This window comes from Buttiauxella sp. JUb87, from assembly GCF_004361975.1.
In the GTDB taxonomy this organism is placed as follows: Bacteria; Pseudomonadota; Gammaproteobacteria; order Enterobacterales; family Enterobacteriaceae; genus Buttiauxella; species Buttiauxella ferragutiae.
Genome location: NZ_SNVY01000003.1, coordinates 496016 through 522093, shown reverse-complemented (window position 1 = coordinate 522093; position 26078 = coordinate 496016). Strand labels below are relative to the sequence as shown.

Here is a 26078-nt window from a genome sequence, read left to right as displayed (position 1 = left end):
AAAGCGATGTTATATCGACTCTGGACATTAATACGCAAAGAGCTGCAATCCCTGTTGCGCGAGCCACAAACGCGGGCAATTTTGATTCTGCCGGTGGTGTTGCAAGTGGTGCTGTTTCCGTTCGCCGCCACGCTTGAAGTGACTAACGCCACTATCGCGATTTACAACGAAGATAACGGCAGCCACTCCGTTGAACTGACCCAGCGTTTTGCCCGCGCCAAAGCATTCAGCCATGTGCTGTTGCTGAAAAGCCCGCAAGAGATCCAGCCAACTATCGACAACCAAAAAGCGCTGCTGCTGATTCGCTTCCCGGCAGAGTTCTCGCGTGATATTGCCAGCCAACAGCAGGCAAAACTGCAAATCATTCTTGATGGGCGTAACTCGAACAGTGCGCAGATTGCCGCCAATTACCTCCAGCAAATTGTGAAGAATTACCAACAGGAACTGGTGTCCGGGCAGCCAAAACCGAACAACAGCGAGCTGGTGGTGCGCAACTGGTATAACCCGAATCTGGATTATAAATGGTTTGTGGTGCCATCGTTGATTGCGATGATTACCACGATTGGCGTGATGATTGTCACCTCACTTTCCGTGGCGCGCGAACGTGAGCAAGGCACGCTCGATCAGCTGTTGGTTTCGCCACTCGCCACCTGGCAGATTTTTGTTGGTAAAGCCGTACCCGCGCAAATCGTGGCGATTGGCCAGGCAACCATTGTGCTGGGCGTCGGGATTTGGGGTTATCACATTCCGTTTTCCGGCTCGCTGTTGCTGTTTTACTTCACGATGCTGATTTACGGTTTGTCACTGGTGGGCTTTGGTTTGCTGATTTCGTCATTGTGTTCGACGCAACAGCAGGCATTTATTGGCGTGTTTGTCTTTATGATGCCGGCGATTTTGCTGTCGGGTTATGTTTCACCGGTCGAGAACATGCCGGTGTGGCTGCAAAACCTGACGTGGGTAAACCCGATTCGGCATTTCACTGACATCACTAAGCAGATTTATTTGAAGAACGCGAGTTTTGACATTGTCTGGGGAAGTGTGTGGCCGCTATTGGTGATAGCAGCCACTACGGGTTCAGCGGCGTACTGGATGTTTCGGCGCAAAATCGCCTGAGGTTTTATCTTTGGCGAACAGCGAATAAATAATCGGCCCGGCAATCATCGCCAGCCCGGCTCCTGCCAGCAGGAATTTATTCTCGACCACGCGTGACAACAGCCACAGCACAATCATCGCGTTGCCGAAATACCAGGTGGTAGTCAGCTCTTCAAGAAAATCACCAATATCACGTAAGCGCCCTGTACGAACACGTTGCAGGGCGAACATCAGGATAACTGTTGCGACATACAGCAAACATAACCCAATGCCGACCGGTATGAGGGAGGCAGTTTTCCAGCCAACGAGCAGCACACAAAGCACTGAAAGATGCAGCATTATTTGCCAGCAGCTTAGGCCTGTAGTCACTTGTACACGTTGTTGCCATTTCATTAATTTCTCTCCTGGCCACTAATTCCTGTCATTCAGAGTACCGCAGTATGCGGAAAATTCTGTAACCCGACACCTATTTGTGACAGAGACTACACTTTATTTTCAACGCGATGATAACAATGCCGGGAGAAGCATGGGTAACAAGACTCAGCACTTTTCCTTTAAAGTGCTCACAATTAATACACATAAAGGCTTTACCGCACTCAACAGGCGCTTCATTTTGCCGGAGTTGCGCGACGCGGTACGCGCCGTTTCTGCCGATATTGTCTGCTTGCAGGAGGTGATGGGCGCTCACGAAGCCCACTCCCTGCGGGTCGAAAATTGGCCGGAAACCAGCCATTACGAATTCCTCGCCGATAGCACGTGGAGCGAATTTGCTTATGGGCGCAACGCGGTTTATCCCGAAGGCCATCACGGCAATGCCGTGTTATCACGTTTCCCCATCAGCCATTTTGATAACCGCGACATCTCGGTCGAAGGCCACGAAAAACGCGGCATGCTGCACTGCCAGATAAACCTTCCCGGCGCGAATATTCGAGCCCATGTCATTTGCGTGCATCTCGGTTTACGTGACGCGCACCGCCAGGCCCAGCTCAACATGCTTTGCCAACTGGTGAATGAACTCCCTGAAGGCGAGCCAGTGGTGGTGGCCGGTGATTTCAATGACTGGCAACAACGCGCCAATCAGCAACTCAGGCAAACCGGCCTGGATGAAGTCTTCACCCGCGCATCGGGCCGCCCGGCACGCACTTTCCCTGCCCGCTTTCCAGTTCTGCGCCTGGACAGGATTTATGTAAAAAATGCCTCTGCCAGCGCCCCTACTGCACTGCCGTTGCAACAGTGGCGGCATCTTTCTGACCATGCGCCATTAGCGGTGGAGATTCATCTATGAAAAATAGCTGGCGTGACGGCAACTGTATTTCGTTACTCGAAAATGGCGACCAGTTTTTCCCGGCGGTGTTTACCGCCATCAGCCAGGCGCGTAGCAAAGTGCTGCTCGAAACATTTATCTGGTTTGAAGATGATGTCGGTAAGCAGTTACATGCCGTACTACTGAATGCTGCTCAGCGTGGCGTTAGGGTGGAAGTTCTGCTGGATGGCTACGGTTCACCGGATTTAAGCGATGAGTTTGTGAGTGAACTGACAAGCGCTGGCGTGATGTTCCGCTATTATGACCCGCGCCCGCCGCTGTTCGGTATACGCACTAATTTGTTCCGCCGTATGCACCGCAAAATCGTGGTGGTCGACAGCGCGGTGGCGTTTGTCGGCGGCATTAATTACTCCGCCGAACAGATGAGTGATTATGGCCCTGAAGCCAAACAGGATTATTCGGTCAAAGTTGAAGGGCCAGTGGTACACGATATTTATCAGTACGTGGTTTCCAACTTGCCGGGTCACGATACCAAACGCCACTGGTGGCATCGCCGCCGCAATCCCGCACAAGAAAACCTCAAACCCGGAGAGGCACAAGCGCTGTTTGTCTGGCGCGACAATAACCGGCATCGCGATGATATCGAACGTTATTACCTGAAAATGCTCGGCAAAGCGAAGCGTGAAGTGATCATTGCTAACGCCTATTTTTTCCCCGGTTACCGGCTGCTTCATGCGATGCGCAATGCCTCACGACGCGGTGTCTCAGTGAAGTTAATCGTGCAAGGCGAGCCGGATATGCCGATTGTCAAAGTGGGTGCTCGCCTGCTGTACAATTATTTAGTGCGCTCGGGCGTGAAGATTTACGAGTACCAGCGCCGCCCGCTGCACGGCAAAGTCGCGCTGATGGACGACCACTGGGCAACCGTCGGCTCCAGCAATCTTGATCCGCTGAGTTTGTCGCTCAACCTTGAAGCCAACCTGATTATTTACGATCGTACCTTTAACGAAACTCTGCGCCAAAACCTGAGCTGCCTGATAGCCCAGGATTGTCAGCCCGTCGACGAGTCCATGCTACCAAAACGAACCTGGTGGAATCTGGGGAAAAGCGTGCTGGCGTTCCACTTTTTGCGCCACTTCCCGGCGATGGTTGGCTGGTTACCCGCACACACCCCAAAACTTGCCCAGGTGATGCCGCCGGCACAGCCGCAACTGGAAACCCAGGACCGAATAGACACAGAAGTTGAGGCTGAAAACCCGGGGGTAAAATATTGATGTCGCACTCGCACCCAAAATGGCGCAAAGCGAAGAAAATCCTCACCTGGCTATTTTTTATTGCAGTTATCGTGCTGTTGGTGGTGTATGCCACAAAAGTGGACTGGCCGGAAGTTTGGGAAGTGATCCGCAATTACAACCGTCTGGCGCTGTTTAGTGCGGTCGGTCTGGTGATTCTGAGTTATCTGATTTATGGCTGCTACGACCTGCTTGCGCGGGCGTATTGCGGGCATAAACTGGCAAAGCGGCAGGTCATGCTGGTGTCGTTTATCTGTTACGCCTTTAACCTGACATTGAGCACCTGGGTTGGCGGCATTGGTATGCGTTACCGGCTTTATTCGCGCCTTGGCCTGCCGAGCGCCACGATTACGCGCATTTTCTCGTTAAGTATCTCCACTAACTGGCTGGGTTACATCCTGTTGGCAGGGGTGATTTTTACCGTTGGCGTGGTGCAATTACCGGCTCACTGGTACATAGACGAAACCACGCTGCGCATTTTAGGCGGCGTGCTACTGGCAATCATTGCGGTTTATCTGTGGTTTTGTGCCTTTGCGAAGCATCGCCATATGACGATCAAAGGCCAGCGTCTGGTGTTGCCATCGTTTAAATTCGCACTGATGCAGATGGCGATTTCAAGCTGTAACTGGATGGTGATGGGGGCGATTATCTGGCTGTTGCTGGGCCAGCAGAGCAACTATTTCTTTGTTTTAGGCGTGCTTTTAGTAAGCAGTATTGCGGGCGTCATTGTGCATATTCCTGCGGGGATTGGCGTGCTGGAGGCGGTGTTCATTGCGTTGCTGGCGGGTGAACATGTCAGCAATGGGACGATTATTGCCGCGTTGCTGGCGTATCGCATGCTTTACTTTATTGCCCCACTGCTGCTGGCGATTGTTTGCTATTTAGTACTGGAGAGTCGGGCGAAGACGATGCGGGTGAAAAATGAGAAGAGCCTGGAAGAAAACAACCCTCACCCCAGCCCTCTCCCTGCGAGAGAGGGGGAAAAGAAAGGGTTAGGATGAGGGTGACAGGACTTAGCGGCGGTTACCGAAAATACGCAACAACATCAGGAACAGGTTGATGAAGTCGAGATACAGCGTCAGTGCGCCAAGAATCGAATACTTACGCATGGTTTGCGTATCGCGAGTATCAATTTGCTCGCCAATGTTTTTCAGCTTCTGCGTGTCATAAGCCGTCAGGCCGACAAACACAATGACGCCGATATAGGTTATCGCCCACATCATCGCCGTGCTTTCCAGCCAAATGTTCACCAGCGATGCCAGCACAATGCCGATCAGTGCCATAAACAGCATGTTGCCAAAACCGCTTAAATCACGCTTCGTGGTGTAACCGTACAGGCTCATCGCACCGAACATGCCGCCGGAGACCACAAAAGTACTGGCGATGGATGAATAGGTGTAGACGATAAAAATGCTTGAAAGCGTCAAGCCAGTCAGTGCCGAGTACAACATGAACAAGCTGGTTGCCATACCCGCGCTGAGCTTATGCACCATGCCGGAGAGCACAAATACCAGCCCCAACTGCACGATGATCAACCCGAAGAAAGTGATTTTGCTGGAAAAGACGAATTCCATCACCGCTGGCGTATTTGCAGCATACCAGGCGACAAATGCCGTCAGTAACAGGCCGCAGGTCATCCAGCCATATACTTGTGCCATATATGCCTGCAAGCCTGTACGGGCCTGCTGGACAATAGTGTCATTGGAACGTGGGAATCGATCCATGATGCTTCCTTAAGTTAATTACGTTGACCGAATTTCAGGCTCGAAGGCCTGTACTTTAAGATTAACACAACTGTATGAAGGTGCTTGTTACCAGCGTTTGGCCGCTTGCTTATCAGTTTCGCGAGCTTCTACCCAGCGCTCCCCTTCAGACGTGGCTTCGCGCTTCCAGAACGGCGCGCGCGTTTTCAGATAATCCATAATGAATTGTGCGGATTCGAACGCTGAACTGCGATGTGCGCCCGTCACGCCAACAAACACGATCTCGTCACCAGGCCACAATTCACCAATGCGGTGAATCACACTAACGCGCTGTAACGGCCAACGAAGACGTGCTTCTTCAATAATTTCCGCCAGCGCCTTTTCGGTCATGCCCGGATAATGCTCCAGCGTCAATGCGCTCACGCTATCGCCAAGATTGTGATTGCGTACTTTGCCGGTAAACGTCACCACCGCGCCGTCTTCATCGCACTGCGCGAGCCACTGGTATTCGTCGCCGACGTTGAAATTCTCGTGGCTGACACGGATTCGAGTGTTTTCCATTTTAACCGCCTGTGACCGGAGGGAAAAAGGCGACTTCATCACCGTCGCTTAGCGGGTGATCGAAACTTACCAGTGTCTGGTTGACGGCAGCCAGTAGTTTGCCTGACTCGAGCGCCAGCGCCCAGCGCTCGCTTTTCGCAGCCAGATTCTGGCGCAGTTGTTCGACATTGCTAAAACTCGCGTCCAGTTTCAGGTTGTCGCAATCAACCAGTTCACGTACCTGGGCAAAAAACAGCACGTTAATCATGTTCTGCCACCTTGCTATCCGCCTTAAAGTCGCCAGATTTACCGCCGCTTTTCGCCAGCAGGCGAACCGGGCCGATCACCATATCTTTCTGCACCGCTTTGCACATGTCGTAGATGGTCAACGCGGCAACCGACGCAGCAGTTAACGCTTCCATTTCCACGCCGGTTTTACCGGTCAAACGGCAGACAGATTCGATGCGCACACGGTTATGTTCAGGTTCAGCCGCTAAATTGACTTCGACTTTACTGAGCATTAGCGGGTGGCAAAGAGGAATCAAATCCCAGGTGCGTTTTGCGGCCTGGATCCCGGCGATTCGCGCCGTGGCAAAGACATCACCTTTATGATGGCTGCCTTCAATAATCATCGCTAATGTTGCGGCTTCCATGGTGATAAACGCTTCGGCACGCGCTTCACGCACGGTTTCTGCTTTGGCGGAAACATCAACCATGTGCGCTTCGCCAGCGGCATTAATATGAGTCAGTTGCGACATAATTTATTTCTTGAGATGTGGATGGAAATTACAAGGGCGCACGCGAGCATCCAGTTGAGGCTGGATGATATTTTCCCACGCGGTATGGCACGCTTTCGTGGAACCTGGCATGGCAAAAATAAGCGTGCGATTCGCAATACCGGCCAGGGCACGAGATTGCAGCGTCGAGGTGCCGATTTCTTCAAAAGAGAGCATGCGGAAAACTTCACCAAAACCTTCGATTTCACGGTCAAACAACGGCAGTAACGCTTCGGGCGCCTGGTCGCCATCGGTAAAACCTGTCCCACCGTTGATTAGCACCACCTGGACTTCATCCTCAGCAATCCATTGAGAAACCTGCGCGCGAATGGCGTAGCGGTTTTCTTTAACAATCGCTTTGGCAACCACTTTGTGACCCGCGTCAGTGGCAGCCTCACGCAGATAATGCCCTGAAGTGTCGTCGTCTTCACCGCGGCGGCTTGAAACAGTCAGAATGGCAATATGTAGCGGGATAAATTCACTACTCGTCTGGCTCATTGAGATTTCCCTATGTATATGATTTTAACCGCCGATGTAGGACAGGTTTTGGGTAATGCCGGTTTCACCGTCATGCAGGAAATGGGTCTGTTTTTTGTGGGTCAGGGCTTCAGCGATACGCGCTTCAAGCTCCGTGATTTGCTCGTCGCTCGCCAGCAAATCACGCAATGAAATGCCCTGCTCGCCAAATAAGCATAGATGCAGGTTGCCAACGGATGAGACGCGCAGGCGGTTACAACTGGCACAGAAGTCTTTTTCGTAAGGCATGATCAGGCCAATTTCGCCCTGATAATCTGGATGGCAAAAGACCTGCGCCGGGCCGTCACTACGGCTGCGGAGTTGATGTACCCAGCCGCGAGCCAACAACTGGTCGCGAATGATTTTGCCCGAGATGTGGTGTTTGCGGAACAATTCGCCGCCATCGCCGGTTTCCATCAATTCGATGAAACGCAACTGGATAGGACGCGGTTTGATCCAGGCAAGGAAGGTATCGAGTTCGTGGTGGTTCACATCGCGCATTAGCACGGTATTCACTTTTACACGCTCAAAACCGGCAGAGAACGCGGCGTCAATGCCGTCCATTACCTGACGGAATTTATCCTGTCCGGTAATCGCGTGAAACTGACGAGCATCAAGACTATCTACGCTAACGTTCACTGCCGTCAGCCCGGCATCACGCCATTGCTGGATGTCGCGCGCAAGGCGATAACCGTTGGTTGTTACGGCAATCTGGCGAATGCTGGCGTTTTCATGTACCGCAGCGATGATGTCAGTGAAGTCTTTACGTAAAGAGGGTTCACCACCCGTCAGGCGTACTTTTTCAGTACCCAGGGCGGCGAAAGCGCGCGTAACGCGGCGAATTTCATCGACGTTGAGGAAACTTTTATTTGCCACACCGTGAGGCTTGTAGCCATCCGGCAGGCAATAGTTGCAACGAAAATTGCAAACGTCGGTAATAGACAGACGCAGGTAAAAAAACTTACGAGCGAATGCGTCGGTAAGTTGAGTAGCCATGTACACCTTCCAAATACGGGAGATGCAGGCATTTCTTTCTGCACCCTGGTGACTCAAGGTCACGGCCAAAGCACCGTATCTTTCGACTTAGGTCCAGAGGCTTAGTGTGTGTTAGAGCGATAGTAGCGCGTGATGGAGTTCAACGCCATAACAGCTTTCGCTATATAAATATATACATAGCGAGACAATCGCTCAATTTCGCTACAGACTACGCCAAAAGCGATCTTTTGCTTTGATATACATCATTATCGCCCTAGCCAGGATCGTATTTTGAGATCTTTTACGCTACCTTATTTCGATAGTTCGTCATAAGGAAAAGTTATGCGCAATCGTACGCTTGCGGATTTGGATAGAGTGGTTGCACTGGGCGGTGGACACGGCCTGGGCAGGGTTATGTCCTCTCTCTCCTCTTTAGGTTCCCGTTTAACCGGCATTGTTACCACCACTGATAACGGCGGTTCTACCGGGAGAATCCGGCGCTCTGAAGGTGGCATTGCCTGGGGCGATATGCGTAACTGTTTAAATCAGTTAATTACTGAACAGAGCGTTGCTTCGGCCATGTTTGAGTACCGTTTTGGCGGTAATGGCGAACTTTCAGGGCATAACCTTGGAAACTTGATGTTAAAGGCACTTGACCACCTGAGCGTGCGGCCTCTGGAAGCCATCAATCTGATTCGTAACCTTCTCAAAGTGGATGCGTTTCTGATTCCGATGTCTGAACAGCCAGTGGATTTGATGGCGACGGATGCAGATGGCCATTTTATTTACGGGGAAGTGAATATTGACCAGCTTTCCTCACCGCCGCAGGAGTTGTCGTTATACCCGCAAGCCCGCGCCACACGCGAAGCGTTGCAGGCCATTGGTGAAGCCGATTTGATTCTGATTGGCCCGGGTAGTTTTTATACCAGCCTGATGCCGTTACTGCTGCTGGAAGATATGGATCAGGCGCTGCGTCGCACACCTGCGCCGGTGGTGTTTATCGGTAATTTAGGCAAGGAATTAAGCACCGCTGCGGCAAGCCTGTCGCTTGGGCAAACTCTGGACATCATGGAACAGCGTGTTGGTAAGCGCATTATTGATGCCGTGGTGGTTGGCCCGCAGGTAGATGTTGCTGAAATCACCGACCGTGTGGTGATTCAGGAGCCTCTGGAAGCCTGTGATATTCGCTATCGTCACGACCGTCAATTGCTACGCCAGGCGCTGGAAAAAGCTGTTCAGCAACTGGGATAGGATGAGCGATTGCTGTCGGATGACGCTGCGCTTATCCGACCTACAAGTGCATGATTTCGTGAGTCGTTGTAGGGTGAATAAGCGATTGCGTCATCCACCGTTTGCATCAGTTTTGTCGGATGACGCTGCGCTTATCCGACCTACAAGTGCATGATTTCGTGAGTCGTTGTAGGGTGGATAAGCGATTGCGTCATCCACCGTTTGCGTCAGTTTTGTCGGATGACGCTGCGCATATCCGACCTACAAGTGCATGATTTCGTGAGTCGTTGTAGGGTGGATAAGCGATTGCGTCATCCACCGTTTGCATCAGTTTTGTCGGATGACGCTGCGCTTATCCGACCTACAAGTGCATGATTTTCGTGAGTCGTTGTAGGGTGGATAAGCGATAGCGTCATCCACCGTTTGCGTCAGTTTTGTCGGATGACGCTGCGCTTATCCGACCTACAAGTGCATGATTTCGTGAGGTGGATTAGCGTTAGCTACAGCCACCCGTTACGACGCAGCGATAAACAATTGCCGTAACTCGTGCAACTGGTCACGGAGTTGTGCAGCTTCTTCAAATTCCAGATTCTGCGCATGCTCCAGCATCTTCGCTTCCAGTTGATGAATTTTCTGTTGCAGGGCTTTCGGCGTCAGGATGATTTCATCATCTTCAATCACGCTGCGCGCTTTGCTCTTCATCCGGCCTTTGGTTTTCGCCATGCCTTCGCCAAGCTGCAGCACATCCACCACTTTCTTGTTCAGCCCCTGCGGCGTAATGCCATTTTCTTCGTTGTATCGTTGCTGTTTCTCACGGCGACGCTCCGTTTCACTAATCGCTTTTGCCATGGACGGGGTGATTTTGTCACCATACAGAATGGCTTTACCGTTGATGTTACGTGCCGCACGACCAATGGTCTGAATGAGCGAACGCTCAGAACGCAGGAAACCTTCTTTATCGGCATCCAGAATGGCCACCAGCGACACTTCAGGCATATCCAACCCCTCACGTAGCAAGTTGATGCCTACCAGCACGTCGAACTCGCCAAGGCGCAAATCACGAATGATCTCCATACGCTCGACGGTATCGATATCTGAGTGCAGATAACGCACCCGCTCGCCATGCTCTTCCAGATACTCTGTCAAATCTTCGGCCATACGTTTGGTCAGCGTGGTGACCAAAACACGTTCGTTGATTTCAACACGTTTACGAATCTCGGAAAGCAAGTCGTCAACCTGGGTGCCAACCGGACGCACTTCGATAATCGGGTCCAGCAAACCCGTTGGCCTGACAACCTGATCGACAACATCACCACCTGATTTTTCCAGCTCGTAATTGCTGGGTGTTGCCGAAACATAGATGGTTTGCGGAGCCAGCGCTTCAAACTCTTCAAATCTCAGCGGGCGGTTATCGAGTGCTGATGGCAGACGGAAGCCGTATTCCACCAGGGTTTCTTTACGCGCCCGGTCACCTTTGTACATGCCGCCGATTTGCGGAATAGTCACGTGGGATTCGTCGACCACCAGCAGGCCATCAGCAGGCAAATAATCGAAAAGCGTTGGTGGTGGCTCGCCAGGGCCACGCCCCGACAGGAAGCGCGAATAGTTTTCTACCCCAGAGCAGTAGCCCAGTTCGTTCATCATCTCTAAATCGAATTGAGTACGTTGCGACAGGCGCTGCTCTTCAAGCAGTTTGTTGTTCGCCAGCAAGACCTTTTTACGGTCAGCCAGTTCCACCTTAATTTCTTCCATGGCTTGCACAATACGTTCACGCGGGGTGACGTAATGTGATTTAGGGTAAATGGTGAAGCGCTGAATCACCTGGTCTATTTGCCCGGTCAGGGGGTCGAATAGTGAAAGCCGTTCCACTTCTTCATCAAACAATTCGACCCGTAACGCTAAATCGTCTGACTCTGCCGGGAAGATGTCGATGACTTCCCCACGCACACGGAAAGTCGCGCGCTGGAAAGCCTGGTCATTACGGGTGTATTGCAGTTCGGTCAAACGGCGCAAAATAGAGCGCTGATCGATGATCATCCCTTTGGTGAGATGCAGCATCATTTTCAGGTAGAGATCCGGGTCGCCCAGGCCGTATATCGCCGACACCGAAGCCACCACAATCACATCACGCCTTTCGAGTAACGCTTTGGTGGCTGACAGGCGCATCTGCTCGATATGTTCATTCACCGAGGAATCTTTTTCGATAAAAGTATCGGAGCTCGGGACGTAGGCTTCAGGCTGGTAGTAATCGTAGTAGGAAACAAAGAACTCAACCGCGTTATCCGGAAAGAACTCTTTCATCTCGCCATACAACTGCGCCGCAAGGGTTTTGTTCGGTGCCAGCACCATGGTGGGGCGTTGCAAATCTGCAATCACGTTCGCCACGGTAAAGGTCTTACCGGAGCCTGTCACACCTAACAGTGTCTGATGGGCAAGCCCGTCTTGTAGCCCCTCTTCAAGGCGGCGAATGGCCTCTGGCTGATCGCCAGAAGGTTTGAATGCTGAATTTAATTTGAATGCTTTACTCATGAAGAGGCTACCTGATGAAGAAACGAGCGGGCCGGAGGATAATTTTACTCAGCACAGGAAATTTTGCCAGAAAAAGATACTGGATGAAAAACCAGTTCCTTGCACAAAAGTTTATGATACGGCCTCTTTTTGCCGTTTGGTTTACCGGTAAAACATTCCTCCCTCAGATATTTCAGCTGACCAAAATGGTTATCCCCAGATTTTTTTACCTTTTAACATTTGTCAAGCAGTGTCATAAAAGCGCAAGGAACATCTGTGGCACTTTTATTGCAGCGATTGATTTTATTCAACTCATTAATTTTAAACAGCTATTTGATAAAGTCTGGTTTAGCGCCAATTCATGTGCAAGCCGCGCCAGTCCTCGCTTACCGCAAGTTCTCTAACTCTAATGCACATGGTTATCCACAGGAATAGTGGATAACTGCTCTCAGCCCTTTTGCAGCGCAGACCGCAAAAAACCCTAAAATCTCTGTGAGTGGCATCAAAAATATTTTTCATCATTATTTTTGTCTTATTTTTGCTTAAAGATGAGCCACCTTTTCTTATGATCCTGCTCACGAATTGCGCATTATCATGGAGCAACTCTGCTCTCTTGCACCATCCCTGGCAGTGACCAGCACTGACAGAGTGCATTCGTCTTTTCGAGTTGTAGGCGACGAAGGTTTCTTCAACCTTTTTCATGAGCCTTTTCTCAAAGTTGCCATGTTCTGCCGCGCAAAAAGGTTCATGGCAAGGGAATTGCACAGTTTTACTTGTCCTGGTTTGAGTAGTGGACGCCACGCTGCGCTGTTAACCCAATCCGAAGGAGAATATCGATGTTGAGTCTGCGAGCTGTTAATCAGTTTTATGGTGAGAGCCATATTCTGTGGAACCTGGATCTTGAGCTGACTCCAGGCGAATGTACCTGTGTGTTAGGTGCGCCAGGAATGGGCAAAACAACGCTGGTTAACTGCATCACTGGTTACCTGCCCGTACAAAGTGGCAGTATGACCTGGCTTGAGGCAGGGCATCCTCCACAAGATTTGCTGACCCAACCTATTGAAGGCCGGGCGGCTCTTGGGATGAGTTATGTCGCCCAGGACAGACGCATCTTTTCCCAACTGAGCGTTGAGGAGAACCTGCAAATTGCGCTGTTAGCTGCCCGTGTGCGGACGCGGGCGATCCCATCGATGATCTATGAACTGTTCCCTGAACTTTATAGCTTGCGCCATGTGCGCGGTGGCGAGCTGTCAGGCGATCTTCAGCAGCAACTGGCATTAGCAAGGGCGCTGGTGACCGAGCCGAAACTGTTGATTCTGGATGAACCGACTTTTGGCAGCGGCCAGCGGTTTATTCATGATCTCAGCAATATCATCCGACGTTTAAGCCGTGACTTTGGATTAACTATCCTGTTAGTAGAACAGCGGTTGCCGTTTATTCGTCGTGTAGCAGACCGTTTCTGTTTGCTCCACCGTGGACGAAACGTCGCTCAGGGTCATGTCGCAATGCTGGACGACAAACTGGTTTCTAGTTGGATTGACCCATGATGGTGTATCAATCGACGGCATGATGGGTTAATCCGGTTCTGCCGTCACAACTGCCCGAGTTGCTTCTGTAAATCATCATCGAGATCGGCGAGTTCCCGTTGTAAATTGCATTGCCGTGTCACGGCTGAAAGCTCTACCAACGGCAAAGGGACTTTTGACACCCCAGCTTCACGCATCCAGCGCAACACCGGTTCCAGATGCCAAATAGCGGTTTTACCGTCGTGCACTGGTTGAGGAAACGCGTTCCGGCTGACCATCACTTTACGCATGTACTGACGCGAAAACCCCAGCAGTTCGGCAATATCGGTTAGTCCAACCAGGTCAGGCATCACTTCGACCAACACCGCACCTGGAATAATACGTTTCACGTCTTTAATGGCGGAAACAACGGCCTGCTTTGCCTCTTGCGCTTCACGCATGAAATTCAATGCAATGCGCCCGGTCACCCCCACGCCAACCAGTGCGTCATCGCAGCCTTGTGCGCCTAACGCCTCTACCCACTCAGCAGGATCCTGGCTTTTTTCTGGCAAGGTAAAAATCAATGTGAAACTAAATTCTGACATGTTCTGCTCCTTGAAACTTAATGTCTGATAATGGCCGGCGTACTTTGCTGACTACAGTTATCAACGACAAGACGTATTTGCCTGGCATGGTTGTATGCACTGCGCGGCGTACTCCATATACAACTGATACAACTGATACAAAACTCACCGCACCGGCAGGCTTTGTCATTCCACGGACAATACATCTTCCCCCAGCAATGCGAACCACCAGGCTGGACCCGCCAGCCCTGACACTCCGCATAACTCAATGCTGCTTCAATATCCTTATTCGGGTGCAAACGCCGCTTCATAAAAACCTCCTGGCTATACTCTCAAAAAAGTTGTCATGTGACAACATGGAATTGAAAAGTAATTTACTCGCACTCAGCGTTTCTTCAAGGAGATGTTTTGGGCAACAACGGATTCAGGAATAGCGCCCGAAAAATTTATCGGGCGTTGCAGAAAGGAACACAAGATTTGCGAGTTATACAGAAAGAAGTGAAATATCCAGATGGCTGCCGAGAGGGCTTTGCTCATTAAGTTGCGGGTAAAACGGAATTTCACCCAACATCGGGACGTTTAAAACGTCACGTAACGTCGCGATGTATTCTGCGTGACGTTTGCCTGTTGGCTGAACGTCGTTGGCAATCCACCCCGCCAGATGCAGCCCTGCACTCCGCACCGCATGTGCCGTTAGCATGGCGTGGTTAATACATCCCAGTTTCACCCCAACAACCAGGATCACCGGCAGTTGCTGCTGGATAACCCAATCAGCAAAAGTGGCGGTCTGCGAAAGTGGCGTAAACCAGCCTCCCGCTCCTTCAACCTGTAACCAGTCAGCTTGCGAAGCCAGTGCTTCCAGCCCCAGAGATAGCTGTGAAAATTCAATAGGCCGCTTTTCCAACGCACTGACAATGTGTGGTGACGTCGGTTCCAAAAAAGCAAAAGGGTTCACCTGGTCATAGTCTACTTTGACGCTGCTATTGCGCTGCAATGCCAGTGCATCGCTATTGCGGATACCCGCAGCCGTCATTTCGCTTCCCGACGCTACCGGCTTATAACCTGCCGTACGGTAACCCGCCTGTGTGGCGGCTTGCAGCAAAGCGCAACTGGCGACTGTTTTACCGACTTCAGTATCGGTTCCGGTCACAAACCATCGTTTAATCACGTTCTATTACTCCACAAACGAGCTGCCATGTCAGAGGGAATTGCCCCTCTTTTTGCGGCCAGGCGAGACTTAATTTTTGCAATTGCTGACGGGTCATCAATGACGCTTTTCGTCCGTCATGAAGGTGTGTTGCGCCAATGCCTTTTAGCGAGTGCATGGCACTCATTACGCTTGGGTAAAATTGGCTAATCTCATGAATTTGTAGAGAACAACGCCAGCCTTCACAAGCCTGCTGAATCTGCTCAATCGACAGGAATTGATTGGCATGTGAACGTTCGTCCACCGCATGCCATGCGGTATGTAGCTCACTTAATGAGTTCGCCGCAAGCGTAGTAAATGCCACACATCCTCCCGATCGGGTGATGCGATAAAGCTCACTCAATCCACTGTGTAAATCGCTGCACCATTGCACCGCCAGGTTGCTCCAGGCTAAATCGACTTGCCCGTCAGGAAGTGCGATGGCTTCGATGTCACCTTCGAGATAACAATCTGCCGACTCACGTTGTGCCGCATAATTCAGCATTGCAGCCGAGAGATCTAACGCCGTCACATGGCAGCCTTTGTCACGCCATACGCGGCTGTACCAGCCGGTACCACACCCGGCGTCCAGCATCGTGGAGATACGTCGGCCTTCAAGCATGTCGGTAAGAAATCCGCCGCTGATGCGCTGTAGCTCGGCGTGGCTGTCATAGGTGGGTGCCGCGCGTCCAAAAGCGGCAGCGACAGCGGCTTTGTTAACGAGTTGCGTCATACAGCGCCTCCAGAAGCTTGTCGATATCATCAGCGGTGTGGCTGGCGGTCAGCGTCACACGCAGCCTGGCGGTGCCCGGTGGAACCGTTGGCGGGCGAATCGCCGTCATCCAAAATCCGCGCTCACGCATGGTGGAAGCGAGGTTCACCGCAGCCTGATTTTCACCCACAATTAATGGCTGGATCGCGGTTTGCGAAGCCATTAATTTCAACGGCAGCTGTGCCGCCCCAGATCGGAAATGGGCAATATTGGCGCGTAATTGCGCACGTCTGGACTCATCGTGACGAATAACATTCAATGCCGCCGATAACGCGCACGCCTGTGCGGGCGGCATGGCGGTGCTGTAAATCAGATGACGGGCAAATTGCAGCAAATAATCAGCCAGTGATTCACTGCACAGTACCGCGGCCCCGCTGGCACCAAAAGCTTTGCCAAAAGTGACGACTAATAAATCCGGTTTGATCTGTTGCTGGTCACAACTTCCGCGCCCTTCTTCGCCCATAACCCCGATGCCATGCGCATCATCGACCATCAGCAAAGCCCCTGCATTACGGCTTATCTGCGTGATTTCAGCCAGCGGTGCGGCATCGCCATCCATGCTGAAGACCCCTTCGGTTACCACCAGTTGTTGGCCTTCATGGGGATGCGCCAGCAAAGCTTGCAACGATGGCACATCATTATGTGTAAAGCGCCGCAACTGTGCAGGGCTGTTTATTGCCGCTTCCAGCAGCGAGGCGTGGCTGAGTTTATCGGCAATAATTCGATCCGATTTTTCCGTTAGCGCGGCAATCAGCGCCTGGTTCGCCGCAAAACCGGAAATAAACAGCAGCGCACGGGGAAACCCAAGCCAGTCGGCAAGCTGTTGTTCAAATTGCTGGTGCGCCTCGTGGTAGCCCGTGACATGCCCGGAACCGCCGCTGCCGACACCGTAAGTCTCGGCTCCCTGCTGCCAGGCCTGAATCACCTGCGCATGGTGGCTCATTCCCAGATAGTCATTGCTGGAAAAATTCAGATAGCGGGTTTGGTTTTGCACAATGTAGCGCCCGCTACCTTGTTGATTAACCTGGCGGATTCGGAAACTGTCATTTGCCCGCCGTTGCTCAAGCGCACTGTCGATACGTTGCTGCCAGGTCATACAGCCGCCGCATTGTAGTAATTCTCCGTATCCGCGGTGAGCAACTGTTCGGCCAGTTGTTGTTGCTGTTCGTTATCGCCCGCGTGGGTGGTGGTTTGCTGCGGGTTTAGGCCCAGCTTGCGGAACAATTGCAGGTCTTTGTCTTCTTCCGGATTTGGCGTGGTCAGCAGTTTGCAGCCGTAGAAAATGGAATTGGCACCCGCCATGAAACACAAGGCCTGAGTTTGTTCACTCATCTGCTCGCGCCCGGCAGAAAGGCGCACGAAAGACCCTGGCATCATGATGCGCGCCACCGCGATGGTGCGAATAAAATCAAACGCATCGACGTCTTCGTTATCGGCCATCGGTGTGCCCTTCACCTTCACCAGCATGTTGATTGGCACGCTCTCAGGCGGCGTCGGCAGATTGGCGAGTTGCAGCAACAGCCCTGCGCGGTCGGTTACGGTTTCACCCAGCCCAACAATGCCGCCGGAGCAGACTTTAATCCCGGCATCGCGCACTTTGTCGAGCGTGTCGAGGCGCTCCTGGTAGGTACGCGTGGTAATAATATTGCCGTAAAATTCTGGCGAGGTATCGAGGTTGTGATTGTAGTAATCCAGCCCTGCGGCAGCCAGGCGATCTGCTTGCGCACCGGTTAACGTGCCTAGCGTCATACAGGTTTCCAGCCCCATTTCGCGCACGCCTTGCACCATTTGCTCAAGGTACGGCATGTCGCGATCGTTAGGGTTTTTCCAGGCAGCACCCATGCAGAAACGGGTAGAACCGGCGTTCAACGCTTTACGCGCCGAGTCGAGAACTTGCTCAACTTCCATCAAGCGTTCGGATGCCAGCCCAGTTTTGTATCGCGCACTTTGAGGGCAATATTTGCAATCTTCCGGGCATGCGCCGGTTTTAATCGACAGCAAGGTACTGACCTGAACATGGCGGGGATCGAAGTGCTGACGGTGAACTTGTTGTGCTTCAAACATCAGTTCGAGGAAAGGTTTTTCAAATAAAGCAGTGACCTGCGACATTGACCAGCGTGCGTGGTGAGCCATTGGGCGTCTCCAAAAAGGGTGTTGTTAGCCGTTGATTGACGTTATACTTGTAAACCTAAATCTTTTTTAAATGGTTTACAAGTCACCCTATGACCCCTGCTGATTTAGCGTTCGACCAACAACATATCTGGCATCCGTACACGTCTATGACCCAACCGTTACCGGTTTATCCGGTGGTGGCGGCTACGGGCTGCGAACTGCAACTTGCTGATGGTAAAGCCCTTATTGACGGGATGTCGTCCTGGTGGGCGGCGATTCATGGCTACAATCACCCGCGTTTAAACCAGGCGATGAAAGACCAGATTGACCAGATGTCACACGTGATGTTCGGCGGTATCACCCACCCACCCGCGGTGGCACTGTGTCGTAAACTGGTCGCCATGACGCCGGAAAATCTTGAATGCGTTTTCCTTGCCGACTCCGGCTCTGTCGCCGTTGAAGTGGCGATGAAAATGGCGTTGCAGTACTGGCACGCAAAAGGCGAACCACGCCAGCGTTTCCTGACTTTCCGTCATGGTTATCATGGCGATACCTTTGGTGCGATGTCAGTGTGTGACCCGGATAACTCGATGCACAGCCTGTGGCAAGGTTATCTCCCTGAACATTTATTTGCCCCTGCACCAGATTGCCGTTTTGACGACGAATGGAATGAAATGGACATCGTGCCGTTCGCCCGTTTGATGGCCGCTCATCGCCATGAAATTGCCGCCGTTATCCTCGAACCCATCGTCCAGGGCGCGGGCGGCATGCGCTTTTATCACCCTGAATGGCTGCGTCGAATCCGCCGCATGTGCGACCGCGAAGGCATATTGCTGATTGCCGATGAGATAGCGACCGGCTTTGGTCGTACAGGCAAATTGTTTGCCTGCGAACATGCAGGGATTTCAGCGGATATTCTGTGCCTTGGTAAAGCGCTGACCGGCGGCACGATGACGCTTTCCGCCACGCTCACCACGCGCCAGGTTGCCGATACCATTAGCGACGGCGAAGCCGGATGCTTTATGCACGGCCCGACGTTTATGGGCAATCCGCTGGCCTGTGCGGTCGCGACCGAAAGCCTCACCTTGCTGGAAGAAGGCCACTGGCAGCAGCAAGTTAATGCTCTGGAACAGCAGTTACTGGAAGGGCTTAAACCCTTGCAGAATTGTGAGCAAGTAGCAGATGTGCGCGTGCTTGGGGCCATTGGCGTGGTGGAAACGCATCATCCGGTGGATATGGCTGCACTTCAGGCGTTCTTTGTTGAGCAAGACGTGTGGATCCGTCCATTTGGCCGCCTGATTTATCTGATGCCACCTTACGTCATCACGCATGAACAGCTAGCAAAATTGATCACCGCCGTAACGAATGCGGTAGAAAACCCTGCCTTCTTCAAAAGCTGAGCACCAGCAAGCCGCTCACAGATGCACTACACTTCGAGGATCTTTTCATGCGCCCAACCGGGAGAGTCAAATGAAAATCCTCATGGTTTTAACCTCGCACAATCAACTGGGCAATACCGGCAAACCCACAGGCTTTTGGCTTGAGGAGTTTGCCGCGCCGTATTATGTCTTTCGTGACGCAGGTCTGAATATTACTCTCGCTTCACCACAAGGTGGCCAACCGCCGCTTGATCCCAAAAGTGATGAGCCGGATGCACAAACCGACGACACTCGCCGTTTCCGTCATGATACTGACGCACAAAAGCGGTTAGCTAATACTGAAAAGCTTGCCACCATCCGCGCTGAAGATTTTGATGCGGTGTTTTACCCCGGCGGCCACGGGCCATTGTGGGATTTGGCAGAAGATGAACACTCGATCACATTGATTGAACAGTTTTGGGCGGCGGGTAAGCCTGTTGCCGCGGTTTGTCATGCGCCAGGCGTGTTACGCAAGGTGAAAAAACCGGATGGGTCACCGCTGGTGAAAGGCAAACGGGTGACCGGTTTTACCAATAGCGAAGAGGATGGCGTTGGCTTAACCGCCATCGTGCCATTCCTGGTGGAAGATGAGCTGAAAAAAGCCGGTGGGCTATTTGAGCGCACTGATGACTGGGCCGAGTACGCGGTGGTCGACGGGCATCTGGTGACCGGGCAAAACCCGGCGTCGTCAGCTGTAGCGGCCGAAGAACTGCTTAAACTATTGAAACTCTAGTAAGGAAGGTTCGGCTATGAAACTCTTTAGTCAGGATATTAAGGAAGGCGACAAACTTCCCGCACGCCACGTTTTTAACGGCATGGGTTACCAGGGCGACAACATTTCCCCGCATCTTGCCTGGGATGAAGTCCCGAGCGGAACCAAAAGTTTTGTCGTCACCTGTTATGACCCGGACGCGCCGACGGGCTCCGGCTGGTGGCACTGGGTAGTGGTGAATCTTCCTGCTGATACCCGCGTATTGCCGCAAGGTTCTGGCTCAAATTTAGTGGAGTTACCCGAACCTGCGATTCAGACACGCACCGATTTCGGCAAAGCGGGATACGGTGGAGCAGCACCGCCGAAAGGCGAAACTCATCGCTATATCTTTACCGTGTATGCCCTCGACGTGGAACAGCTTGAGGTTGATGAAAATGCATCCGGCGCCATGGTCGGCTTTAACGTCCATTTCCACTCTTTAGCCAGTGCCTCTATCACCGCAATGTTCAGATAGTCCGCTTTTTATGAAGCCGATTTGCACAATCGGCTTCCTGTTTCACTCAACTTAGTATAAAAAAGCAGGCTTTAAGACCCCATTTTAAAATTGCATTGCAAGGAGCAAGCCTTGAACACATTTTCGGTTTCTCGTCGGGCAGCTGTGCTCGCTTTTGCTGTGGCTTTGTCGGCCTGTAGCTCAACACCGTCGGCAGAACGTCCTTCTACACAAGCAGCACCAGGCACTCAATCTCGCCCGATTTTATCGTCCGATGAAGCGCAGAACTTTGTTCAGGCGCGCTACTTCTCATCTAAGAATAAAGATGAAGCTCCATGGACTCCTTCCTCGATTCGCCTTCCTCAGCAGCCTGACTTTGTTGTCGGTACCGCGGGTGGCGCAGGCGTAACGCATACGTCTATTCAGGCCGCCGTTGATGCCGCCATGATGAAACACAGCAACAATCGCCTGTACATTGCGATTCAGCCGGGCGAGTACGCCGGTACCGTTTATATTCCTGCGGGTTCTGGCAGCGTGACGCTGTACGGCACCACTGATAACGCTGCTGATGTCAAAATCACCATGCCACTGGATTCTGAAATCGACGTGAATACCTGGCGCCGTGCCGTTAACCCAGCAGGCAAATATATGCCGGGTAAACCAGCCTGGTACATGTTTGATAGCTGCCAGAGCAAGCGCACTGCAACCGTCGGCATCATGTGTTCTGCCGCAGTCTGGTCACAGAACAATGGTTTGCAGATGCAGAACCTGACTATCGCCAACACCCTGGGTGACAGCGTTGATGCGTCTAATCATCAGGCCGTCGCGCTGCGTACTGATGGCGACAAAGTGCAGTTGAACAATGTTCACCTGCTGGGCCGTCAGAACACCTTCTTCGTCACCAACAGCGACGTGCAAAACCGCCTGTTGACTGACCGTCAACCTCGCACCCTGGTAACTAACAGCTACATTGAAGGCGATGTAGATGTGGTTGCCGGCCGAGGTGCAGTGGTGTTTGATAACACCGATTTCCGCCTGGTAAACAGCCGTACGCAAGAAGGCTCGGTATTTGCTCCGGCAACTCAGCCAAACATTTATTACGGCTTCCTGGCAATTAACAGCCGCTTCTCAGCTGCTGGCGAGAACGTTGCACAACTGGGCCGCGCCTGGGATGTTGAAGCCACTGAAAACGGTTATGCCGCAGGCCAGACTTCAAACGGCCAGGTGGTTATCCGTGACAGTGTGATCAACGAAGGTTTCAACAACGCGAAACCGTGGGGCGATGCCGTAGGTTCTAAACGTCCGTTCACCGGTAACATCGGTACTAAAGGCGAGAAAGGCGAAATCCAGCGCGACCTGAACGACGCTAACGCAAACCGCCTGTGGGAATTCAACAACCGCGGCGTAGGTAGCGCAGTGGTTGCTGAAGCGAAATAAGTATTGCGATTAGGGTAGAGAACCTCGCAATTGAAAAGTAACAACGGCTTCCATATTGGGAAGCCGTTTTATTATGTGACGACCTAATGATCTACTGAATTTCAGTTCAGGTAGGCTATCTTCGTTTTACCGAACGGACTATACGCTCTGCCATTTTTTCCAGTTCATCCTTATCCATTGGTGGCTGTCCTTTGGCCTGCTCGCTATCTTGTGAAACATAGAGTAATAAGTCTGGCTCTTTATTTCTGGCTTCTTTATCACCTCTGACATAAGCCAGGTAACCATAATTAATATAATTAAGGCGTTCAGTCACATGTCCTTTATAGTCATATACAGGAACATTATCGTAAGTTGCCTTAACAAAGGTTCTCATGCCCTCTCGACTATCCATTTTAATAAACTTCCATTTTGGGAAGAGTAACTCTTTTTTACTTGCCCCCATTAAATAGCGACTATTCCACATGCGAGTCATCGCTTCTTTCATACTGCCTTTGTCCGTCGGTATTTCGCCATTTGTCCCTAAATCCTGGAAGAATATGGTCACATCAGGGTGATCTTTCAGACGGTACGTGACGCCCATATTGCGTTTCTCATGCCCGGAGTCCCCGGCAATAAAACCATAGGGGAAACAGAACCCTTGTTCTGTGGGAACCTCATAAAGGTTACGGGGTTGGAAGCGGTTAAGCAGTGAAAGAATTTCGGGCTTGTTTATCTTCAATTGTTCATCAAGTGACGAAGTTTCTTTTAAATTCTCAAAGATATATATTCGTTTATTTTTATTGATAAATAGTGAATAACCACCAGAATCGGAGGCCGAAAAAGCATCAGCATAATCATCTATATGATAGGCCAGCGATTGTTCAGCTAATTCCTTTGACAAGACTGAAAGCTTCAATGACACTCTGTAATCCCTTTCATCCCAGTAGTCCTTTATATGAACATCAGTTCTGACCTTAAACTCCCTTTTATATGTCAAAAAATCGATAATCGTTTTATTTTCAGATGAAATATTAATCTCATAACCTCTATAATAAAAATTTGAAAACTGCGCCTGCACCCTGCCTAAGCTATTTTGATACCGGTCTTCACCAAAAGAGATTTGTGGGAATAAATAACGACGAACAAACTCATCCTTTCTCCACGCTGGATTTTTCAGTGGGTTAATAATTAAATCAACCGGATATAACGCCACTTCAAGATTGTCTGGCAATTGCAATTTATAATAACCCACGCACTCATTTTTCCAGTCCTGACTGAGCGCATCAAATGACGAAATCAAAAAAAATGAAAAAATAGATATATAAAAATGTTTCATGACACACCACCCTGACTATCATTTTCATCGCTATTGTCAGCAACTTGCATATCATCATCTCCAGGCATGGCATTCTGCTCAAGTAACTGTTCGGCAGTCTGGCGGAAGGAGTCGCTGGCAACATCGACGTCGAGGATAAAGGAGGAGGAATAATGCTGGCGGAGGAAGAAACTCACCACCGCAAAGGTGTCCGGCTCAAGCCCCGCCACCTGTAGCGTAAAACGCAGTCCTTTTACTGACATAATTCTTCCCTGTGCCGACGCGCTGCCGGACAAATGATAAACATGGTTAACAGGTGATGAAGAATAAGCAGTCTGGTTTTTTATAGTGTGACAGTTATCAATTTTACAGGCTGTAAATCAGAAAGATTCGAAATAAAACAATTAAATATCAATTATTTAATTAGTTAAAGATATGAATCAAATAAAGGAATTCACCTTGTGAATTAAAAGCGCTGTCATCCTTGCTCTTAGAGTTACATGCATTCCGCAATCCGCTGCTTCCCCTTAGCCATATCTGCTCATAACCAAAAAAAATGCCCCCGACCATCAAGGCCGGGGGCATTCAAAATGTCAAAATAAGCTATCTGGCAAACCACTACGTGCGACTTCATTTATTAAGCAAACGAAGTTGATTGCTGTCACTTAATAAAAATATTAGCGTGCGTTAACCACCACCCACATCGGTCCCTGCCCTACAGCATAGCGGCCTTTCTCTTCAAGCAAACCTTGCTCACCCGTGATTTGATAAACCGCGATATGGTGCGATTTCTGACCTGCGGCAATCAGATATTTACCAGAGTGATCAACGTTGAAGCCACGCGGTTGGCTCTCAGTCGGCTGGTAGCCTTCCACTGCCAGAACGCTGCCATCTTTAGAAACACTAAATACCGTGATAATGCTGGCAGTGCGGTCGCAAGTGTAGAGATGACGACCATCAGGCGTGATATGGATATCAGCCGCCCAACGGGTATCAGAGAAACCTGGAGGCATGATATCCAGCGTCTGCACGCATTCAATTTTCCCCAGGGTATTTTTCAGTTCCCACACATCCACAGAACCGTTCAATTCGTTAACGCAATAACCGTATTGCTGATTCGGGTGGAACGCCATATGACGTGGCCCAGCACCTTCAACGGTGGTCACTTCTGCCGGGGTTTGCGCGACCAGATGGCCGTCGTCAGACAGAGTAAACTGGCAGATGCGATCTTGCTTCAATGCCGGAACCCACAAGGTGCGGTTGTCCGGGGAAATATTAGCGGAGTGGCAACCTTCTAAACCTTCCACCACATCGACAACCTCGCCAGGCAGACCGTCGTTAGCCAGGCTCACCACACTGACGCTGCCCGCATTGTAAGATGCGCTGAACAGGAAACGGCCTTGATGGTCGGTCGAAATGTGCGTTGGGCTGCCCGGAATTGACGTGACACCGGCTTCGGTAAGCATGCCGTCATCTGGCGCAATGCGGAAGGCAATCACACGAAACTCGGGGCGCACTCCCACATACAGATAACGTTTGTCAGGGCTTATCACCATCGGCTGAACCTGTCCTGGCACGTCCACTACCTGAACCAGCGTAAGCTCGCCACCAGAATTAAGTTGCCAAACGTGGATTTGCTGGCTTTCCGGGCTGGCGGTATAAACGGTTTGTTTCATGAATTATCTCTCCTCCCAACGTCTTGAGTAATAGTCACAAGGGTAGTGCGTTTTGCCGCTTCGTGTTGTCATTTTGAACAACGCCGCAAGCGGTGTAACATCGGCACAGGCCTTATGATTCTGAATTTGACTGGAACCCTAAATGACTTATCGCGTAATCGCCCTTGATCTTGACGGCACGTTACTCACGCCGCAAAAAACCATTCTTCCTGAATCACTGACAGCTTTACAACGCGCGCGTGACGCTGGCGTGAAAGTTGTCATTGTGACGGGCCGCCATCACGTTGCCATCCATCCTTTTTATCAGGCACTGGCTCTGGAAACACCTGCAATTTGCTGTAATGGGACTTATTTGTATGATTATCATGCAAAAAAGGTGCTTTCATCCGATCCTTTGCAGCCTCAACAAGCTAACCAGTTGATTGACCTACTGGATACCCATAACGTTCATGGGTTGATGTATGTCGATGATGCGATGCTGTATCAGGAACCAACAGGTCATGTTTTGCGTACCGAGAACTGGGCTAAATCCTTGCCAGAATCTCAGCGCCCGGTGTTCCGCCATGTGAATTCTCTGCGCGAAGCCGCACATGAAGTGGATGCTATCTGGAAGTTTGCGCTGACTGATGAAGACACTGTGAAATTGCAAAACTTCACACAGGTTGTGGAGCAAGAACTAGGTCTGTCGTGTGAGTGGTCATGGCATGATCAGGTTGATGTAGCACAACGCGGCAACAGCAAAGGCAATCGCTTAGCGCAATGGGTTGCATCTCAAGGTTTATCAATGAGCCAGGTCATTGCCTTTGGCGATAATTTTAACGATTTGAGTATGCTGGAAACTGCCGGACTCGGTGTGGCAATGGGCAATGCCGATGAGGCAATTAAAGCCCGTGCCGATTTGGTGATTGGCACCAATCTGGAAACCGGTATCGCCGAGACGATTTATAAGCATTTGTTGTAATGAATTTTATTGGCGGGCAGCGAAACACGCCC

Annotated in this window: 29 protein-coding genes and 1 riboswitch; of the genes, 12 read left to right on the top strand and 17 right to left on the bottom strand. The window is 51.1% G+C overall.

Translation table 11 applies throughout. From position 1 onward, the window contains the following. Window positions 1-6 precede the first annotated feature (6 nt). Window positions 7-1113: an ABC transporter permease gene (locus EC843_RS14455; RefSeq protein ID WP_064548474.1), complete on the top strand. Its 1107-nt coding sequence runs from the start codon at window positions 7-9 to the stop codon at window positions 1111-1113. Here the strand turns inward: EC843_RS14455 and EC843_RS14450 are convergent. Beyond that, the gene (locus EC843_RS14450) at window positions 1075-1485 is read right to left on the bottom strand and encodes a YbhQ family protein (RefSeq protein WP_064548476.1); all 411 of its coding nucleotides are present in this window, start codon (window positions 1483-1485) and stop codon (window positions 1075-1077) included. The two genes, EC843_RS14455 and EC843_RS14450, sit on opposite strands and share 39 nt — an antisense overlap. Before the next feature lie 133 nt (window positions 1486-1618). Here EC843_RS14450 and EC843_RS14445 point away from each other — a divergent pair, with 133 nt between their 5' ends. The 3 genes from EC843_RS14445 to EC843_RS14435 are packed head-to-tail and all read left to right on the top strand — an operon-like array spanning window position 1619 to window position 4649. Next, the gene (locus tag EC843_RS14445; RefSeq protein WP_064548478.1) at window positions 1619-2377 is read left to right on the top strand and encodes an endonuclease/exonuclease/phosphatase family protein; all 759 of its coding nucleotides are present in this window, start codon (window positions 1619-1621) and stop codon (window positions 2375-2377) included. Next, window positions 2374-3630 carry a cardiolipin synthase ClsB gene (gene clsB / locus EC843_RS14440; protein ID WP_064548480.1) on the top strand — a complete coding sequence of 419 codons (1257 nt, stop codon included), beginning with the start codon at window positions 2374-2376 and terminating at the stop codon, window positions 3628-3630. Before EC843_RS14445 ends, clsB begins: the two co-directional genes overlap by 4 nt. After that, window positions 3630-4649, top strand: a complete 1020-nt coding sequence (locus tag EC843_RS14435) for a YbhN family protein (RefSeq protein WP_064548482.1) — start codon at window positions 3630-3632, stop codon at window positions 4647-4649. The genes clsB and EC843_RS14435 overlap by 1 nt, the downstream gene beginning before the upstream one ends. Before the next feature lie 12 nt (window positions 4650-4661). Here the strand turns inward: EC843_RS14435 and EC843_RS14430 are convergent, their stop codons facing one another. The 6 genes from EC843_RS14430 to moaA form a co-directional block, all read right to left on the bottom strand. Further along, the gene (locus EC843_RS14430; protein ID WP_064548485.1) at window positions 4662-5372 is read right to left on the bottom strand and encodes a Bax inhibitor-1/YccA family protein; all 711 of its coding nucleotides are present in this window, start codon (window positions 5370-5372) and stop codon (window positions 4662-4664) included. A gap of 87 nt (window positions 5373-5459) precedes the next feature. Further along, window positions 5460-5912, bottom strand: coding sequence for a molybdopterin synthase catalytic subunit MoaE (gene moaE / locus EC843_RS14425; RefSeq protein WP_121814009.1), 453 nt, complete (start codon window positions 5910-5912; stop codon window positions 5460-5462). 1 nt (window position 5913) lies between these two features. Further along, a complete protein-coding gene (gene moaD / locus EC843_RS14420) occupies window positions 5914-6159 on the bottom strand; it encodes a molybdopterin synthase sulfur carrier subunit (protein WP_121814010.1) in 246 nt (81 codons plus the stop codon). Continuing rightward, on the bottom strand, window positions 6152-6649 hold the full coding sequence (gene moaC, locus EC843_RS14415) for a cyclic pyranopterin monophosphate synthase MoaC (protein WP_064548491.1): 498 nt from the start codon (window positions 6647-6649) through the stop codon (window positions 6152-6154). Before moaC ends, moaD begins: the two co-directional genes overlap by 8 nt. Before the next feature lie 3 nt (window positions 6650-6652). Then, complete coding sequence (gene moaB / locus EC843_RS14410) at window positions 6653-7165, bottom strand: molybdenum cofactor biosynthesis protein B (protein ID WP_064548493.1); 513 nt, start codon at window positions 7163-7165, stop codon at window positions 6653-6655. 24 nt (window positions 7166-7189) lie between these two features. Beyond that, entirely contained in the window at window positions 7190-8179 is a 990-nt protein-coding gene (moaA, locus tag EC843_RS14405) for a GTP 3',8-cyclase MoaA (RefSeq protein ID WP_064548495.1), read from the bottom strand. Beyond that, window positions 8167-8295: riboswitch (molybdenum cofactor riboswitch) on the bottom strand. It overlaps the preceding gene by 13 nt. A gap of 205 nt (window positions 8296-8500) precedes the next feature. Between moaA and yvcK the strand changes: the two genes are divergently transcribed. Then, window positions 8501-9409 carry a uridine diphosphate-N-acetylglucosamine-binding protein YvcK gene (yvcK, locus tag EC843_RS14400; protein WP_064548497.1) on the top strand — a complete coding sequence of 303 codons (909 nt, stop codon included), beginning with the start codon at window positions 8501-8503 and terminating at the stop codon, window positions 9407-9409. A gap of 492 nt (window positions 9410-9901) precedes the next feature. Here the strand turns inward: yvcK and uvrB are convergent, their stop codons facing one another. Continuing rightward, window positions 9902-11917, bottom strand: a complete 2016-nt coding sequence (uvrB, locus tag EC843_RS14395; protein WP_064548502.1) for an excinuclease ABC subunit UvrB — start codon at window positions 11915-11917, stop codon at window positions 9902-9904. A 14-nt stretch (window positions 11918-11931) separates the two neighbouring features. On the opposite strand from uvrB, the gene EC843_RS24560 reads away from it, so the two are divergent. Next, a complete protein-coding gene (locus EC843_RS24560; RefSeq protein ID WP_064548504.1) occupies window positions 11932-12300 on the top strand; it encodes a hypothetical protein in 369 nt (122 codons plus the stop codon). Window positions 12301-12732: 432 nt separating this feature from the next. Further along, window positions 12733-13443 carry an ATP-binding cassette domain-containing protein gene (locus EC843_RS14390; protein WP_064548506.1) on the top strand — a complete coding sequence of 237 codons (711 nt, stop codon included), beginning with the start codon at window positions 12733-12735 and terminating at the stop codon, window positions 13441-13443. 44 nt (window positions 13444-13487) lie between these two features. Here the strand turns inward: EC843_RS14390 and EC843_RS14385 are convergent, their stop codons facing one another. The 6 genes from EC843_RS14385 to bioB form a co-directional block, all read right to left on the bottom strand. Next, window positions 13488-14006, bottom strand: coding sequence for a DNA-binding protein (locus EC843_RS14385; RefSeq protein WP_133522453.1), 519 nt, complete (start codon window positions 14004-14006; stop codon window positions 13488-13490). A gap of 17 nt (window positions 14007-14023) precedes the next feature. After that, window positions 14024-14296, bottom strand: a complete 273-nt coding sequence (locus EC843_RS24830; protein WP_133522452.1) for a hypothetical protein — start codon at window positions 14294-14296, stop codon at window positions 14024-14026. Window positions 14297-14469: 173 nt separating this feature from the next. Beyond that, window positions 14470-15153, bottom strand: a complete 684-nt coding sequence (bioD, locus tag EC843_RS14375) for a dethiobiotin synthase (RefSeq protein ID WP_133522451.1) — start codon at window positions 15151-15153, stop codon at window positions 14470-14472. Continuing rightward, entirely contained in the window at window positions 15146-15904 is a 759-nt protein-coding gene (gene bioC, locus EC843_RS14370) for a malonyl-ACP O-methyltransferase BioC (RefSeq protein WP_064548512.1), read from the bottom strand. The genes bioD and bioC overlap by 8 nt, the downstream gene beginning before the upstream one ends. Then, a complete protein-coding gene (gene bioF / locus EC843_RS14365; RefSeq protein ID WP_133522450.1) occupies window positions 15888-17039 on the bottom strand; it encodes an 8-amino-7-oxononanoate synthase in 1152 nt (383 codons plus the stop codon). The genes bioC and bioF overlap by 17 nt, the downstream gene beginning before the upstream one ends. Beyond that, on the bottom strand, window positions 17036-18076 hold the full coding sequence (bioB, locus tag EC843_RS14360; protein ID WP_133522449.1) for a biotin synthase BioB: 1041 nt from the start codon (window positions 18074-18076) through the stop codon (window positions 17036-17038). Before bioB ends, bioF begins: the two co-directional genes overlap by 4 nt. Before the next feature lie 89 nt (window positions 18077-18165). Here bioB and bioA point away from each other — a divergent pair, with 89 nt between their 5' ends. From bioA to EC843_RS14340, 4 genes are all read left to right on the top strand, one after another. Further along, window positions 18166-19455, top strand: a complete 1290-nt coding sequence (gene bioA, locus EC843_RS14355; RefSeq protein WP_133522448.1) for an adenosylmethionine--8-amino-7-oxononanoate transaminase — start codon at window positions 18166-18168, stop codon at window positions 19453-19455. Window positions 19456-19525: 70 nt separating this feature from the next. Further along, a complete protein-coding gene (locus tag EC843_RS14350) occupies window positions 19526-20206 on the top strand; it encodes a type 1 glutamine amidotransferase domain-containing protein (RefSeq protein ID WP_133522447.1) in 681 nt (226 codons plus the stop codon). A gap of 16 nt (window positions 20207-20222) precedes the next feature. Then, on the top strand, window positions 20223-20699 hold the full coding sequence (locus EC843_RS14345; protein ID WP_064548522.1) for a kinase inhibitor: 477 nt from the start codon (window positions 20223-20225) through the stop codon (window positions 20697-20699). A 111-nt stretch (window positions 20700-20810) separates the two neighbouring features. Next, window positions 20811-22115, top strand: a complete 1305-nt coding sequence (locus EC843_RS14340; protein ID WP_133522446.1) for a putative acyl-CoA thioester hydrolase — start codon at window positions 20811-20813, stop codon at window positions 22113-22115. Between the two features lie 115 nt (window positions 22116-22230). Here the strand turns inward: EC843_RS14340 and EC843_RS14335 are convergent, their stop codons facing one another. From EC843_RS14335 to pgl, 3 genes are all read right to left on the bottom strand, one after another. Then, window positions 22231-23430, bottom strand: coding sequence for a T6SS immunity protein Tli4 family protein (locus EC843_RS14335; RefSeq protein ID WP_166642061.1), 1200 nt, complete (start codon window positions 23428-23430; stop codon window positions 22231-22233). Further along, window positions 23427-23672 (bottom strand): hypothetical protein, encoded by a 246-nt coding sequence (locus tag EC843_RS14330; protein ID WP_133522445.1) that lies wholly within the window; start codon window positions 23670-23672, stop codon window positions 23427-23429. Before EC843_RS14330 ends, EC843_RS14335 begins: the two co-directional genes overlap by 4 nt. 414 nt (window positions 23673-24086) lie before the next feature. Continuing rightward, window positions 24087-25085, bottom strand: coding sequence for a 6-phosphogluconolactonase (pgl, locus tag EC843_RS14325; RefSeq protein ID WP_133522444.1), 999 nt, complete (start codon window positions 25083-25085; stop codon window positions 24087-24089). 142 nt (window positions 25086-25227) lie between these two features. Between pgl and EC843_RS14320 the strand changes: the two genes are divergently transcribed. After that, entirely contained in the window at window positions 25228-26046 is an 819-nt protein-coding gene (locus tag EC843_RS14320) for a pyridoxal phosphatase (protein WP_064548528.1), read from the top strand. The last annotated feature ends 32 nt before the right edge of the window (window positions 26047-26078 follow it).

Bases quoted from the DNA above. Each gene is read 5' to 3' on its own strand.
- EC843_RS14455 (WP_064548474.1), top strand. From the start codon at position 7: ATGTTATATCGACTCTGGACATTAATACGCAAAGAGCTGCAATCCCTG.
- EC843_RS14450 (WP_064548476.1), bottom strand. From the start codon at position 1,485: ATGAAATGGCAACAACGTGTACAAGTGACTACAGGCCTAAGCTGCTGG.
- EC843_RS14445 (WP_064548478.1), top strand. From the start codon at position 1,619: ATGGGTAACAAGACTCAGCACTTTTCCTTTAAAGTGCTCACAATTAAT.
- clsB (WP_064548480.1), top strand. From the start codon at position 2,374: ATGAAAAATAGCTGGCGTGACGGCAACTGTATTTCGTTACTCGAAAAT.
- EC843_RS14435 (WP_064548482.1), top strand. From the start codon at position 3,630: ATGTCGCACTCGCACCCAAAATGGCGCAAAGCGAAGAAAATCCTCACC.
- EC843_RS14430 (WP_064548485.1), bottom strand. From the start codon at position 5,372: ATGGATCGATTCCCACGTTCCAATGACACTATTGTCCAGCAGGCCCGT.
- moaE (WP_121814009.1), bottom strand. From the start codon at position 5,912: ATGGAAAACACTCGAATCCGTGTCAGCCACGAGAATTTCAACGTCGGC.
- moaD (WP_121814010.1), bottom strand. From the start codon at position 6,159: ATGATTAACGTGCTGTTTTTTGCCCAGGTACGTGAACTGGTTGATTGC.
- moaC (WP_064548491.1), bottom strand. From the start codon at position 6,649: ATGTCGCAACTGACTCATATTAATGCCGCTGGCGAAGCGCACATGGTT.
- moaB (WP_064548493.1), bottom strand. From the start codon at position 7,165: ATGAGCCAGACGAGTAGTGAATTTATCCCGCTACATATTGCCATTCTG.
- moaA (WP_064548495.1), bottom strand. From the start codon at position 8,179: ATGGCTACTCAACTTACCGACGCATTCGCTCGTAAGTTTTTTTACCTG.
- yvcK (WP_064548497.1), top strand. From the start codon at position 8,501: ATGCGCAATCGTACGCTTGCGGATTTGGATAGAGTGGTTGCACTGGGC.
- uvrB (WP_064548502.1), bottom strand. From the start codon at position 11,917: ATGAGTAAAGCATTCAAATTAAATTCAGCATTCAAACCTTCTGGCGAT.
- EC843_RS24560 (WP_064548504.1), top strand. From the start codon at position 11,932: ATGAAGAAACGAGCGGGCCGGAGGATAATTTTACTCAGCACAGGAAAT.
- EC843_RS14390 (WP_064548506.1), top strand. From the start codon at position 12,733: ATGTTGAGTCTGCGAGCTGTTAATCAGTTTTATGGTGAGAGCCATATT.
- EC843_RS14385 (WP_133522453.1), bottom strand. From the start codon at position 14,006: ATGTCAGAATTTAGTTTCACATTGATTTTTACCTTGCCAGAAAAAAGC.
- EC843_RS24830 (WP_133522452.1), bottom strand. From the start codon at position 14,296: ATGAAGCGGCGTTTGCACCCGAATAAGGATATTGAAGCAGCATTGAGT.
- bioC (WP_064548512.1), bottom strand. From the start codon at position 15,904: ATGACGCAACTCGTTAACAAAGCCGCTGTCGCTGCCGCTTTTGGACGC.
- bioF (WP_133522450.1), bottom strand. From the start codon at position 17,039: ATGACCTGGCAGCAACGTATCGACAGTGCGCTTGAGCAACGGCGGGCA.
- bioB (WP_133522449.1), bottom strand. From the start codon at position 18,076: ATGGCTCACCACGCACGCTGGTCAATGTCGCAGGTCACTGCTTTATTT.
- bioA (WP_133522448.1), top strand. From the start codon at position 18,166: ATGACCCCTGCTGATTTAGCGTTCGACCAACAACATATCTGGCATCCG.
- EC843_RS14350 (WP_133522447.1), top strand. From the start codon at position 19,526: ATGAAAATCCTCATGGTTTTAACCTCGCACAATCAACTGGGCAATACC.
- EC843_RS14345 (WP_064548522.1), top strand. From the start codon at position 20,223: ATGAAACTCTTTAGTCAGGATATTAAGGAAGGCGACAAACTTCCCGCA.
- EC843_RS14335 (WP_166642061.1), bottom strand. From the start codon at position 23,430: ATGAAACATTTTTATATATCTATTTTTTCATTTTTTTTGATTTCGTCA.
- EC843_RS14330 (WP_133522445.1), bottom strand. From the start codon at position 23,672: ATGTCAGTAAAAGGACTGCGTTTTACGCTACAGGTGGCGGGGCTTGAG.
- pgl (WP_133522444.1), bottom strand. From the start codon at position 25,085: ATGAAACAAACCGTTTATACCGCCAGCCCGGAAAGCCAGCAAATCCAC.
- EC843_RS14320 (WP_064548528.1), top strand. From the start codon at position 25,228: ATGACTTATCGCGTAATCGCCCTTGATCTTGACGGCACGTTACTCACG.